The following is a 12,698-nucleotide window of genomic DNA, read 5'->3' on the forward strand; positions in this document are numbered from 1 at the left end:
CCGGATGCGCGCTGCGTTATACCTATAGAGGTATGAGGCGTTCAGATCGCCGAACACGGGACGGACGCGAATCTGCACGGGGTGATCAGGGGTGGAGGGCTGTGGAGCGCCGCAACGTGAGCCGACACGGGAATGGCACCGTACGTGCATGGCCGCGCCTGGTAGCCGGAATGCTGACGGTGCTGATCATCGGGCTGGCGATCACCTTGGTAGCGCTACTGTTTCGTGGTGATCTGAGCTCGGCGGCCCCGGTGACGGTGATCTCGTCACGTGCTGGACTGGTGATGAACCCCGACGCCAAGGTCAAACTGCGGGGCGTCCAAGTCGGAGCGGTCAAGTCGCTGGAGACGTTGCCCGACGGGCGCGCGATATTGCATCTGGCGATGGATCCCGCACAGCTGCGCAACATTCCGGCCAACGTCGGGGTCGACATCGCATCGACCACGGTGTTCGGCGCGAAGTACGTTCAGCTCATCGACCCTGCAGATCCGTCATCGCAGACGATGTCTGCTGGTCAAGTGCTCGACGCCGCACGGGTGACCGTTGAAGTCAACACCGTTTTCGAACAACTCACCGCGGTGCTGTCGACGATCGATCCGGCCAAGCTCAACCAGACACTGGGCGCGATCGCCTCCGCCATCGATGGGCGCGGGCAGACGATCGGCCAGATGCTGGTGGACCTGGACACTTACCTCGCTACGCTGGAACCCGGACTGCCGGCGCTGAGCCACGACTTGGCCACTGCGCCAACAGTCTTCAATGCGTATGCCGATGCGGCACCCGACCTGCTCACCGCTGCCGGCAACGCAAGCAGAATCAGTCAGAGCATTGTTGACGAGCAACACAACCTCGATGCCTTTCTGGTCAGCGTGATCGGGCTGGCCGGTATCGGCAATGACGTGTTGACGGCCAACCGCGCCCCGCTGACCGACGCTGTGCGTCTGCTAGTACCGACTACCGATTTGACCGGCCAGTACAACCAAGCCTTGTACTGCCTGATGGGAGGGTTGATCCAAGCCGCCTACATCAAGCAACCGCAGGTGCCCGGAGCCATGGTCAACGCAGGGTTCGTCCTGGGCAAGGAACGCTACCGGTACCCGATTGATCTGCCGAAGGTCGCCGCGACCGGTGGTCCACAATGCGTCGCTGGGTTACCGAACGTGCGCTATCTGTCCCGGCCGCCGTTCGTCGTCGCCGACGTCGGCACCAATCCGGCTCGATACGGCAACGAAGGCATCCTGCTGAACACTGATGCGCTCAAGCAACGGCTGTTTGGACCGATAGACGGGCCACCCCGCAACTCCGCCCAAATCGGGCAACCCGGATGAAGCGCTCGACGACGGTCACGGCGCTCAAGTTCGGTGTCTTCGGCGTTGTGATGGCGGTGCTGACCACCTGCCTGTTCTTTGTTTTCGGCCAGTACCGGACCGGATCGTCGCAGGAATACTCGGCCGTCTTCGCCGACGCTTCCCGATTGAAGACGGGGGACTCGGTGCGGGTGGCCGGCATCCGGGTCGGCACGGTCGACAGCGTCACACTCCGGTCGGACACCACGGTGCTGGTCACCTTCGATGCCGATCGCACTGCGGTGCTCACCACCGGGACGAGGGCGGTGGTGCGCTATCTCAACCTGACAGGAGATCGCTACCTCGAACTCGCCGCTGCACCGGGGCCGACCACGATCTTGTCCGTTGGCGCTCAGATTCCTGTCGAACGTACCGCGCCGGCACTCGATCTCGATCTACTCCTGGGCGGCCTGCGTCCGGTGACCCAGGGTTTGAATCCCGACGACATCAATGCGCTCACCCAGTCGTTGCTGCAGGTCCTGCAAGGGCAGGGCGGCGCGCTGCACTCGCTGCTGTCGGAAACATCGTCGTTCACCACTGACCTGGCCAACAACGATCAACTCGTTGCGCAACTCATCGACAACCTCAACGCGGCCGTGGGCACGCTGGCCAAGGACGGCGAAAAGTTCGCCGGCACGATCGGTCGCCTACAACAGCTCGCCAGTGAGCTTGCCGCAGATCGTGATCCGGTCGGGAAGGCGATCACTGCCCTCGACAAGGGCACCGCGTCGCTGGCCGATCTGCTCACCCACGCACGTCCGCCGCTGGCCGGCACCGTCGATGAACTCAACCGCCTCGCCTCAAACCTGGACACGCAGAAAGATCATCTCGACGCCGGACTGCAGCGGATGCCGCACAACTATCGCAAGCTTGCGCGGCTGGGCGCCTACGGCAGCTTCTTCAACTACTACCTGTGTGGCGTGGCAGTCCGAGTCACCGATCTGGAAGGACGTACGGCGGTCTTCCCCTGGATGAAGCAAGAAACGGGAAGGTGCTCGGACAACTGATGCTGAAATACCGTGGACCCCAGTTGGTTCGACGCGGCATCATCGGCCTCGTTATCACCATTCTGGTCATCGCCGTCGGGTTGCGGACCCCGCAGTTGGTGTCCTACGCCACCGAGATCCGATATCAGGCCCTGTTTGATCAAGCGGGCGGATTAACCACCGGCAACGACATCACGATGTCGGGAACGAAGGTCGGCACGGTATCGGATGTCGAGCTTCACGATGGGCAGGCCCTGGTCACCTTCTCCCTCAGCAGTGGAATTCCGCTGGGATCGCAAACCACCGCCCACATCCGCACCGGTTCGCTGCTGGGACAGCGGGTGCTGACCCTGAGCACCCGCGGACCCGGCAGGATGCGACCCCTGGAGCTCATCCCAGCGGCCCGCACCTCCTCGCCGTACTCACTCACAGAAGCCGTAGGTGACCTCACCACCGACATCGCCGGCACAGACACCGGCACGCTCAACCAGTCCCTCGACGCCCTCTCGGCCACCATCGACGCAGTCTCTCCGGATCTAGGATCGACCTTCGACGGGCTCACCCGATTGTCGCGGGCACTGAATGCACGTAACCAAACTCTGGGTGAGCTGTTCAAACACGTCGGCGATGTCAGTGCGGTTCTCTCCGAGCGCAGCCAACAGGTCAACACCCTCATCCTCGACGGCAACGCATTGCTCGACGTCCTCGTTGAAGTGCGCCAGGCCATCGTTGAACTGCTCGCCAACACCTCGGTAGTGGCCAACCAGCTCACCGGCCTGGTGCACGACAACGAGGCCGAACTGGCGCCCACGCTCGACAAGCTCAACGCCGTCACCGCTGTCCTGGAGAAGAACCGCGACAACATTGCCAAGGCGCTGCCCGGATTGGCGCAGTACGAACTCAGCACCGGTGAGCTGGTATCCAGCGGCCCGTACTACCAAGCCCAGATCGCCAACCTGAGCATGCCGCAACTGTTACAGCCGTTCTTGGACTATGCCTTCGGATTCCGCCGAGGAGAAAATGCGGGGCAGCCGCCCGATAATGCGGGTCCCCGAGCGGAGTTCCCGTTCCCGCGCAACGGTATTCCGCAACCTCAAGAACGGTGGGGTCCGCCATGATCGCTCGCCGACGCACCTCGCTGGCAGGTGTACTCATCGCGTTGACCCTCGCTGCGGGCGCAGTGTTGGTGCACGCCTCGTTCTTTGGCGGGAAAACGTTGACTGCCTACTTCACCTCTGCGACGGCCATTTATCCGGGCGACGACGTCCGGGTGGCTGGAATCAAGGTCGGCACCATCACTGCCATCGCACCCGAGGGTAGCTGGGTGAGGATGTCGTTGGACATCGACCGTGGCGTGCCCATCCCAGCGGACGCCAAAGCCGTCATCGTCGCCGCCAATCTGCTCGCTGCCCGCTACGTCGAACTCACCCCGGCCTACCGGTCGAGCGACCCCCACGCCAACGGCCCCACCATGGTCGACCACGCAGTGATCCCGATCGATCGCACCGCCGTCCCGGTCGAATGGGACGAAGTGAAATCCCAACTGATGCGTCTGGCAACCGAATTAGGCCCGGACAGCCACGTTTCGACTCCGGCGATCGCCCGGTTCATCGACAGCACTGCCAACGCACTCAACGGCAACGGTGACAAACTCCGCGAAACGCTGGGCCAACTCTCCGGCGTTGGGCGGATCCTGGCCGACGGCAGCGGAAACATCGCCGACACCGTCAAGAACCTACAGACGCTCGTCACTGTACTGCGCGACACCAACCCCCAAATCGTGGAATTCCAAGGCCGATTCGCAACGCTGACCAGCGTCCTCGACGACAACCGCACCGACCTCGACGCCGCCCTGGACAATTTGTCATCGGCGCTCGGCGAAGTCCAACGATTCATCGCCGGCACCCGCGACAAAACCAGCGAACAACTCCAACGCCTGGCCAATGTCACCACCAACCTCGTCGAGCATCGCAACGATCTCGAGCAGCTCCTTCACGTGACACCGACTGCGCTCGCCAACGGCTACGCCGACTACAACCCCGACACCGGCACCATTCTCGGCTCGATTTCGTTCACGAACTTCGCCAACCCGGTGCAGTTCATCTGTGCCGCCATCGGCGCAGTCAAGAACACCACCGCGTCAGAAACCGCGAAACTGTGCGCCCAGTACCTCGGTCCGGCGTTGGACCAGCTCAACTTCAACAACCTGCCTGTCCCGATCAACCCCGCGCTCGCTCCGTCGCCGCGCAACGTTGTCTACACCGACCCTGCCCTGGCACCCGGCGGGGTCGGAGGAGCCCCCGTAGCCGCCGAACAGCCGCCTTCGGTTTCGGCTCATACGCCACCCACTGTGCCGCGCGTGGAGAACCTGTTGCTGCCCACCCCTGCGATGCAACCACCACCCCCGACCGAAGAACTCGGGCCCGCGCCCCCCACCGAAGGGACACCCCCATCATGATCGGCTGGCACCCAGTACGAACGGGCGTGGCCGTCAGCACCGCCGCGGTCCTCGCCCTGTCCGGATGTGCCTTCAACGGGGTGAACTCCCTGCCCCTTCCTGGCGCTGTCGGAAATGGGGCCGGGGCCACCGTTTACCACGTTGAAATCGCTAATGTCGGTACGCTCGAATCGAATTCGCCGGTCATGATGAACGATGTCGTCGTGGGGAGTGTCGGCACGATGACGCTGCGCGGCCAGCACGCCGACGTCGAAGTCAGGCTTGAACATGGGGTGAGCGTCCCGGCCAACGTGGTGGCGACCGTCGGGCAGACCAGCTTGCTGGGATCACAGCACCTGGCGCTGGATCCACCGCCCGGGCAGCCGCCGCTGGGGCAGATCGCATCGGGATCCACCGTTGCCTTGAACCGATCGTCGACCTATCCGTCGACCGAGCAGACCTTGTCGTCACTGTCTGCGGTGGTCAATGGTGGCGGCCTGGGACAGGTCGGCGACATCGTTCACAACTTCAATGCGACATTGTCCGGACGCCAGGACGCCATTCGCGACCTGATCAATCGTCTCGACCGGTTCGTCGGCGTGCTGGACCGCCAACGCGGCGATCTCATCGCCTCGATCGATGCTCTCAACCGGTTGACCGGCACGTTCGCCGGACAGCGCGAGGTGATCACCGAGACGCTGCGCAGGCTACCCCCGGCACTCGATGTGCTCCTGGCGGTGAAGCCGCGCATCCTCACCGCGCTGGACAAGTTGCGGGCCTTCAGCAGCACCGCCACCGCCCTCGTCAACGACACGCAGGCCGACCTGGTGCGGAACCTGCAAAACCTACAGCCCACGATTCGCGCATTGGCCGACGCGGGCCCGGGCGTCATCGACGGCCTGATGTATGCCACCGTATTTCCGTACGGCCAGAACGTGATTGACCGCGGCCTCAAGGGTGACTATCTGAATCTGTTCGCCGTCGCCGACCTGACGGTTCCCCGAATGAAACGCGGGATGTTCCTGGGGACCCGCTGGGGTGTCGATGGAGCACAGCTGGTGCCGGCTCCCGGTGATCCCGGCTATGACTGGTACTACACCAACAATCCGCTGGGCGCGCCGTTGGCGGTACCACCGGATGGCACCGAGTTACCCCCGCCCTCACCGCCGGTCGGTCCGCCGGTGGTCCTCCCCGGTGGGCCCGTTACACCCGCGGCCGCGTCTCCGTCGAGAGCACCGCTGGATTCGCCGCCGACTCTTCCTCCGGCGGAACAGGGCGGTAACTAGATGTTGACCCGGTTGGTCCGGATTCAGTTGGTGCTCTTCACGATCGCCTCAATCGTTGGGCTCGTCACGATGGTTGTTGTCTACCTGCAGGCACCGACCTTGCTGGGGGTGGGGCGGATGACCGTGACGGTGGAACTGCCGGGAACAGGTGGGCTGTACCGCTTTTCCAACGTGACCTACCGGGGCGTACAGGTCGGTAAGGTGACTGAGATTTCACTCATTCCGCGGGGCGCCAAAGCGACTCTGTCGCTGGACAGTTCACCGAAAATACCCGCGAACCTGAAGGCCGAAGTCCGCAGCGTGTCAGCGATCGGCGAGCAATACCTCGATCTGAAACCAACCTCTGACGCACCGCCGTACCTGCGCGACGGTTCGACCATCGCTGTGGCCGACACCACCGTTCCCCAGCAAGTCGGGCCGCTCTTGGACCAGACCAGCGCGCTGATCAAGAGCATCCCCAAAGACAAACTTGGATTGCTGCTCGACGAGAGCTTCAAAGCGTTCAACGGCGTCGGCTACGACCTTGGATCCCTGATCGATTCATCAGCGAAAATCTCGGGCGGACTGGACGATGTGCGTGACCCCACCCGAACCCTCATCCAGGACTCGGTGCCGTTACTCGATTCGCAGGCAGCCACCACCGATAATCTACGGACCTGGGCCCGTGGCCTCGCGAACGTCACCACCACCCTGGCCGACAACGATCAACAGATCCGGACGGTGCTCCAAGATGGGCCCACAACCGCCAATGAGGCCGCTCGGCTCCTGGAACAGGTCAAGCCCACACTGCCGGTGCTGCTGGCCAACCTGACTTCGATCGGACAGATTCTCGTCACCTACCGGCCGGGTCTCGAACAGATCTTGGTGTTGCTGCCACCCTTCGTCGCCAACATCGTGTCGGCGGCACCGGACCACAATCCGACCGGGCTGGGGCAAGGCGATTTCACCATGTCCTTTGGAGATCCGCCGTCGTGCACGGTCGGCTTCCTGCCACCCAGCCAATGGCGGTCTCCCGAGGACACCTCCGAAGTGGATACCCCGAGCGGTCTGTACTGCAAACTGCCCCAGGACTCGCCGCTCGCGGTGCGCGGTGCGCGGAACTACCCCTGCATGACCAAGCCGGGCAAGCGGGCGCCCACAGTCGAGATCTGTAACAGCGACAAACCGTATGTGCCCCTGGCGATGCGCGAGCACTTGACAGGCCCATACCCACTGGATCCCAACCTGATCGCCCAGGGCGTACCGCCCGACGCTCGAGTCGGCAACGACGAACACATTCACGGTCCGATCGGAGGTACGCCGATGCCGCCCCCTGCGCCCGCAGCACCCGACCTCGCGCCCCCACCGCCGTCGCCGGACTCAGGCGGTGCGGTCCCGGCCGCGCCAAGCGCGTTCGGCGGCAACGCCATCCAACGACAGCCGACAGTCGCGTTCGCGCACTATGACCCCAATTCCGGGCGCTACGTCGCACCCGACGGCCAGACCTATCAACAGGCCAACCTCGTTGTCTCCAAACAGGCAGCGACCTGGAAAGACCTCGTGATGGAGGAGCAGCCGTGACGTCGGCACAAGCCCTGACGCAGAAACCGGTGACTACCGCCCTACCGACCGTTGTACTGTTCGCCGCGGCAGCTATAGCTGCCCTGATGACCGCCCCGAACGCGGCTGCGGCGTTCTGCGATCCCGCACTCAACGGCGCTTATCACGCTGTGTCGGACGGAACTTGGGCGAAAAGCAACGAAATCTTTCACGACGAAGCCACCGTGACGAGCACCTGGACGATCAGCACGACGTGCAGTGCCGAGACCTATGACTGTGCGGGCCAGGTGATCAGCAGCGAAGGGTGGAATGCACCGATCCAATGTGACTCAGCCGGGTTGTGGTCAGTGCGGCGACATCTCGACCGGTGGGAGCCCTGCCAAGATGGCACCGCCGCAGAGGCCGAGCAGTTGTTGTACTTCTCGCCCGATCTGTCCGGATCGCCGAGCTTCGAAGAAGTGAGATCGTTTTCCGGCTGGGACCGCACCGTCGGGACGAGCGGGGGCTGTGGAATCAACCGGCCGCTGGTCGTCGAGATGCCATTTCAACTCACCCGAATTCCGTGACCGCCCGCCACCGCGGCGGCGTACGTGATGTGTCAACGAAAGGTCTTGAGATGAAGCGAGCACGGGTGACCAAGGCGTCCGCCGGGTTGGAGGCGGCGGACTATGTCGTCGTGGGGTCGGGGAGTGCCGGGGCGATCGTCGCCCGGCGCCTGGCCGACACCGGCGCGGCGGTCACCTTGATCGAGTCGGGACGCCGGCGGCGTGGTCCGCTGGTCACGGTGCCGGGCATGTGTGGGGCCATCCACGCAGCTTCGGCCCTGCAGCGGTTGGTGACCTGGCCCGCATACAGCGTGCCGCAACCACACATGAAGGGCCGCAAGCTTCCGCAGTCCCACGGCCGGATACTCGGCGGGGGCAGCGTGATCAATGGGATGGCCTTTGTCCGCGGCAATCGGCAGAACTATGACGACTGGGCTGCCGATGGGGCGCAGGGCTGGGGATTCTCCGAGGTGCTGCCGTCCTTCCGGCGGCTGGAGAGCTTTGAGGACGGTCCCAGCGATCTGCGTGGTGGTGATGGTCCAATCGCGGTCGAACGGGCGGCGGGCCTGGCCAGCGTCACCGAAAGCTACATGGTCGCGCTGGCGGCGACCGCCGGAGTTGGCATGAACGACGACTACAACGGAGCCCAGCAAACCGGGGTGGCGCCACTACAGCAGAGCGCTGGCGCCGGTCGTCGAGTGGGCACCGATCGCGGTTATCTATCGGACGCGCCCCCGAATTTGCGGGTGCTTACCGGCGCTACCGCGACCCGGGTGATGGTGGAGGGCGGTCGCGCCGTGGGCGTGGAGTTGGTCGCGGGCCGTGGCCGGCGACCGATCGAGCCTGCGCGCGCCACCCGCGAGGTGATCATCAGCGCCGGGGCGCTCGGTTCGCCGCGGCTTCTGATGCTCTCCGGTATCGGCCATGCAGCTCACTTGCGGGAGCATGGGATTGAGGTGATCACCGATCTGCCGGTCGGTGACAACCTGCACGATCATCTGTTTGTGCCGATGTCCTATCGGGCCCGCGGTGGGCGCAGTGCGTCGCCGTTCAGTTTCGCCGGCGCAGCGGTCCGTGAATGTCTGCGTCCTCGGTCGACGTATCTGGCGCACACTCTGTTCGAGGCCGTGGCTTTCGTCGACAGCGGCGTGCGGACGGGCACTGGTGTTCCGGACCTGCAGATGTTCATCCTTCCGATGAGCTATCCCGAGAATCAGGACGATCCGGGCCTACACCTGGCCGCTGAGTCGTCATCGTCGTTGACGCTCATGCCGACGATGATCTATCCGGAGAGCCGCGGAACCGTACGACTGGCCTCGACGGATCCGTTCACCGCTCCGCTGATAGATCCCAATTACTTGGCCGAGCCTCGCGATCTGGCGACCCTGGTGGCCGGCATGGAGCTTGTCCGGGAGACGTTGGCGCACCAGGCGATCGCGGGCGAGGTGGGCCGCGAGGTGCTGCCCGGTTCGGATCAGACCGGCGGGGACCTCGCGGAGTTCGTGCGGCGAAACGCCTCGGGCGTGTATCACCCGGTCGGGACGTGCCGCATGGGTACCGACGAACGTGCAGTTGTCGATCCCGCGCTGCGGGTGCGGGGCGTGATGGGACTCCGCGTGGCTGATGCATCGATCATGCCGAGCATCGTCGGTGGCAATACGAACGCCGCTGCGATGATGATCGGGGAGCGAGCTGCCGAACTGATCATCGGAGTGTGATGCCCGTCAGCCGTGGGGCCGCCTCGGCAGCCTCACGGCATCCGGTGCGGGTGCGACGGGACATCGTGGCGTGTCCCGGCCCCGTCGTGTCACTGCGGATTGCAGCGGTCGGACTCCACGGTGATATTCGTCGGCCGACCCTCGGGTTGTGCGATCTGCCACGAGCTGGCCTTTCCCGCGGTGAATGGTCCTGGGGCCCCTTGCGATTCGTAATAGCCGCGGGGATCCCAGGTCTTGGCCTGGGGGTATGGCCACGGACAGGCCACACTGGATGCCGCACCAGTCGTGCGTGCCAGCCAGAACGCTGAGCTGAAGCTCATCATCGCGACATTCACCACGACCGCCATCACCAGGAAGGTAGCCAACTTCGGGTGACCCGCAAACAGGCGCAGCCGCTGGGCAATCTTGTCTGCCTGGGATTTTCCGGTGTCATCGCGATAGAGCAAGATCGACGCCGGGATCATGATGACCGTGATGAGCACGCTGGCCATCAATAGTGGGAACTGACTGTTCTTGCCCACATCGATCGAGCCGAACTCGACGACATGGCTATAGGTGAGGAACTGCGTACGGGTGAGCAGGATCTCCTGCGCAGCATCCCAGATGGCGCCGATGACGAACGTCAGCGCGCCGATCGAGATCAACGGGTGACGCCAGACGAAGGCTTCCGGGCCGCGGCGTCGTTGAATGGCCCGCAGGACCGGCATGGCCAGGAAATAGGGAAGCAGGACGTAGGGCGCGTAGATGACTGAGGTCAACGGTTCGATAACCGGAGAGATGTTGAGCCACGGCCAATTCCGAGGGAAGTGCCAGAGATTCGGGTTGTACACCAGACCGATTGCCCAGTTGTTGATCGGGTCCCACCAGAACAGCGTGCTGGAGGCCAGGATCATGAGAATGACCGGATGCCCGGGATGGCGGCGCCAGACCAGAATCGAGGCGGCGATGGTGATGAGCAGGAGCGCCGCACCCAAGACCTGGCCCCAGAACACAAAGTCGATGCCGGACCACAGCGGCACCACCGGCGGCGGCTTGCCCACGCCGTCTGGGTTCTGATTCTCCGGTGATGCCGCTCCATGCTTCTGTGCAGTCACCAGGACGAAGACGGCCAGCGCGGCGACGATCGCCCAACAGAGCGGAGCCTTCCAGCGGGAATCGGTCGGTGGCGACGTCGTGCGGTTGGTGACGGGCTCCTTGGCAGAAATGGACGGCTTCATGGCACTCCCGTAATCCCAGCGATTGTGGTGACGCGTGAGGCGAACCTCGCCCCTTGGGGAGCGTAGCGCATATATTTCAGATAATGAACTATCATTCGGTGGGTCCTGCCTGATGGCGAGGCGAGGTATGGTGTGGCGTCGTGGCCGACACCATTGGAGCTGCAGACGACGGCGACATCGTCGACTTCCTCGGCGCTGCAACGGACATCCGACGCATGATTTCAACCCTCACCACGCCGGTCGCACGCGAGTACGGGATCTCGGAACGCGCCCTGGGCATCATTTTTCTGGTCCATGCCGGCCTCGACCGTCCCGGATTGCTGATCGACTATCTCAACGTGTTGCCGAGCACTATCACTTCGGACATCGACAAACTGGTCGCCGCGGACCTGCTACGCCGGTCGCCATCGAATGACGACCGGCGCGTCACCCGAATCGAGGTGACGCCGCGAGGCGCAGCCGCCCAGCGGGAGTCATTGCGCCAACTGCACGACTTTTTCCGCGCCAAGGCGGCGGGCGTGGCCCTCGAAGAACTCCACTCTTGCATCTCCACGCTGCGCAAGCTCAGCGGCGTTCCGCAGTCGTCGGTTCCCAACCCGATGCGCAAGGCTGACGACGTTCGCTGACGGTCGGGTCCCGCGGGGGGCGCTGCCTCGAATCTGGGGGTCAACGAATCGCGCCTTGATGGTCCACCGGTCCCTGCGTGGTGAAAGCTGCGGACTATGGTGCGGGCTGGACCAATCGTGCAGCCGTCTCGGCTGAAATCATCTGGCTAGGAGTGGATCTGGTTCGCGGCCCATACGCCGGCCGCGCAGCTTTGCGATCGTCGTGCCCGTCAGTCGCGTGCGCGTCGCGTTGGCCACGTACACCGAGAGGGTGGGGTATAGCCGTGGAGGGCGGGAATCGCGGAGCCATGGAAACGGGTAGCTGTCCAGCGGTCCGTCACTCGCCGGTCTTCAAAAGGGAGGCCAGCAGCTCCACTCCGCGGAGGATGTCGCCAGGCGGCCGGTCGGCGAGGTTGTCGGTCGCCTGCAGGGTGGCCAGGCCGTGAGACATCGACCAGCCGGCGATGACGAGGCTCGCGACATCGGCGTCGGTGATGGTGTCGGGCTCGTGCGTGCTGATGAGGCTTCGCCGGGCGCTGCCGTAAAGAATGTCGAAGGCTGCCGTTCGCGCCTGTAGGAGGTCAGGGTCGTTCTGGTGGCAGAGGTACGGACGGAACGCCACCTCGTAGAATCCGCGGTTCTCGAGGGCGAACCGCACGTACTCAGCCCCTCCGGCCAGAAACCCCAATTCTCCGGACGCGACCGGGCCGATTGCCGCCGCCATTCGCCTGAACCCCTCTGCGGCAACGGCAGTGAACAGTCCGGTCTTGTCGGTGAAGTGGTGGGCAAGCGCCGCGTGCGACACGCCCGCCCGCCGGGCGATCCTGCGCATGGAGGCCGCCGAGACGCCGACTTCCTCGACCTCGGAGATCGCTGCGGCCACGGCTGCAGTGCGCAGATCGCCATGGTGGTACGACCTGTGATCGGCTTCGGTCATCGCCCAAGAGTACGCCTGGGGCCAATCTGTCCATTGATAAGTTTCCAGCTCAACGCTAGTCTTACCAATGGTAAGTTCGTGT

Annotated in this window: 11 protein-coding genes; 9 read left to right on the forward strand and 2 right to left on the reverse strand. The window is 64.1% G+C overall.

Annotation, left to right across the window (positions count from 1 at the left end; translation table 11 throughout):
- Nucleotides 1–170 precede the first annotated feature (170 nt).
- From HBE63_RS07145 to HBE63_RS07180, 8 genes are read left to right on the forward strand one after another with little or no spacing between them, the layout of a single operon-like run.
- A complete protein-coding gene (locus HBE63_RS07145) occupies nucleotides 171–1,328 on the forward strand; it encodes an MCE family protein (protein WP_243858695.1) in 1,158 nt (385 codons plus the stop codon).
- The gene (locus HBE63_RS07150; RefSeq protein ID WP_166904131.1) at nucleotides 1,325–2,353 is read left to right on the forward strand and encodes an MCE family protein; all 1,029 of its coding nucleotides are present in this window, start codon (nucleotides 1,325–1,327) and stop codon (nucleotides 2,351–2,353) included. The genes HBE63_RS07145 and HBE63_RS07150 overlap by 4 nt, the downstream gene beginning before the upstream one ends.
- Nucleotides 2,353–3,450: an MCE family protein gene (locus tag HBE63_RS07155; RefSeq protein WP_166904132.1), complete on the forward strand. Its 1,098-nt coding sequence runs from the start codon at nucleotides 2,353–2,355 to the stop codon at nucleotides 3,448–3,450. Before HBE63_RS07150 ends, HBE63_RS07155 begins: the two co-directional genes overlap by 1 nt.
- Nucleotides 3,447–4,790, forward strand: a complete 1,344-nt coding sequence (locus HBE63_RS07160) for an MCE family protein (RefSeq protein WP_166904133.1) — start codon at nucleotides 3,447–3,449, stop codon at nucleotides 4,788–4,790. The genes HBE63_RS07155 and HBE63_RS07160 overlap by 4 nt, the downstream gene beginning before the upstream one ends.
- Nucleotides 4,787–6,055: an MCE family protein gene (locus HBE63_RS07165; RefSeq protein WP_166904134.1), complete on the forward strand. Its 1,269-nt coding sequence runs from the start codon at nucleotides 4,787–4,789 to the stop codon at nucleotides 6,053–6,055. Before HBE63_RS07160 ends, HBE63_RS07165 begins: the two co-directional genes overlap by 4 nt.
- On the forward strand, nucleotides 6,056–7,615 hold the full coding sequence (locus HBE63_RS07170; RefSeq protein ID WP_166904135.1) for an MCE family protein: 1,560 nt from the start codon (nucleotides 6,056–6,058) through the stop codon (nucleotides 7,613–7,615). It begins immediately after the preceding gene.
- Nucleotides 7,612–8,160 carry a hypothetical protein gene (locus tag HBE63_RS07175; RefSeq protein ID WP_166904136.1) on the forward strand — a complete coding sequence of 183 codons (549 nt, stop codon included), beginning with the start codon at nucleotides 7,612–7,614 and terminating at the stop codon, nucleotides 8,158–8,160. The genes HBE63_RS07170 and HBE63_RS07175 overlap by 4 nt, the downstream gene beginning before the upstream one ends.
- A 50-nt stretch (nucleotides 8,161–8,210) precedes the next feature.
- Nucleotides 8,211–9,857, forward strand: a complete 1,647-nt coding sequence (locus HBE63_RS07180) for a GMC family oxidoreductase (RefSeq protein WP_166904137.1) — start codon at nucleotides 8,211–8,213, stop codon at nucleotides 9,855–9,857.
- An 89-nt stretch (nucleotides 9,858–9,946) separates the two neighbouring features.
- Here HBE63_RS07180 and HBE63_RS07185 read toward each other — a convergent pair whose 3' ends face one another.
- Nucleotides 9,947–11,074 carry a spirocyclase AveC family protein gene (locus HBE63_RS07185; RefSeq protein ID WP_166904138.1) on the reverse strand — a complete coding sequence of 376 codons (1,128 nt, stop codon included), beginning with the start codon at nucleotides 11,072–11,074 and terminating at the stop codon, nucleotides 9,947–9,949.
- 140 nt (nucleotides 11,075–11,214) lie between these two features.
- Here HBE63_RS07185 and HBE63_RS07190 point away from each other — a divergent pair, with 140 nt between their 5' ends.
- On the forward strand, nucleotides 11,215–11,700 hold the full coding sequence (locus HBE63_RS07190; RefSeq protein WP_166904139.1) for a MarR family winged helix-turn-helix transcriptional regulator: 486 nt from the start codon (nucleotides 11,215–11,217) through the stop codon (nucleotides 11,698–11,700).
- Between the two features lie 316 nt (nucleotides 11,701–12,016).
- On the opposite strand, the gene HBE63_RS07195 is transcribed toward HBE63_RS07190, so the two are convergent.
- Nucleotides 12,017–12,616 (reverse strand): TetR/AcrR family transcriptional regulator, encoded by a 600-nt coding sequence (locus HBE63_RS07195; protein WP_166904140.1) that lies wholly within the window; start codon nucleotides 12,614–12,616, stop codon nucleotides 12,017–12,019.
- Nucleotides 12,617–12,698 lie beyond the last annotated feature (82 nt).

The organism is Mycobacterium sp. DL440 (genome assembly GCF_011745145.1).
Classification (GTDB): domain Bacteria; phylum Actinomycetota; class Actinomycetes; order Mycobacteriales; family Mycobacteriaceae; genus Mycobacterium.

Excerpts from the sequence above, each read along its gene's own strand:
- HBE63_RS07145 (WP_243858695.1), top strand. The coding sequence starts at position 171 with ATGCTGACGGTGCTGATCATCGGGCTGGCGATCACCTTGGTAGCGCTA.
- HBE63_RS07150 (WP_166904131.1), top strand. The coding sequence starts at position 1,325 with ATGAAGCGCTCGACGACGGTCACGGCGCTCAAGTTCGGTGTCTTCGGC.
- HBE63_RS07155 (WP_166904132.1), top strand. The coding sequence starts at position 2,353 with ATGCTGAAATACCGTGGACCCCAGTTGGTTCGACGCGGCATCATCGGC.
- HBE63_RS07160 (WP_166904133.1), top strand. The coding sequence starts at position 3,447 with ATGATCGCTCGCCGACGCACCTCGCTGGCAGGTGTACTCATCGCGTTG.
- HBE63_RS07165 (WP_166904134.1), top strand. The coding sequence starts at position 4,787 with ATGATCGGCTGGCACCCAGTACGAACGGGCGTGGCCGTCAGCACCGCC.
- HBE63_RS07170 (WP_166904135.1), top strand. The coding sequence starts at position 6,056 with ATGTTGACCCGGTTGGTCCGGATTCAGTTGGTGCTCTTCACGATCGCC.
- HBE63_RS07180 (WP_166904137.1), top strand. The coding sequence starts at position 8,211 with ATGAAGCGAGCACGGGTGACCAAGGCGTCCGCCGGGTTGGAGGCGGCG.
- HBE63_RS07185 (WP_166904138.1), bottom strand. The coding sequence starts at position 11,074 with ATGAAGCCGTCCATTTCTGCCAAGGAGCCCGTCACCAACCGCACGACG.
- HBE63_RS07195 (WP_166904140.1), bottom strand. The coding sequence starts at position 12,616 with ATGACCGAAGCCGATCACAGGTCGTACCACCATGGCGATCTGCGCACT.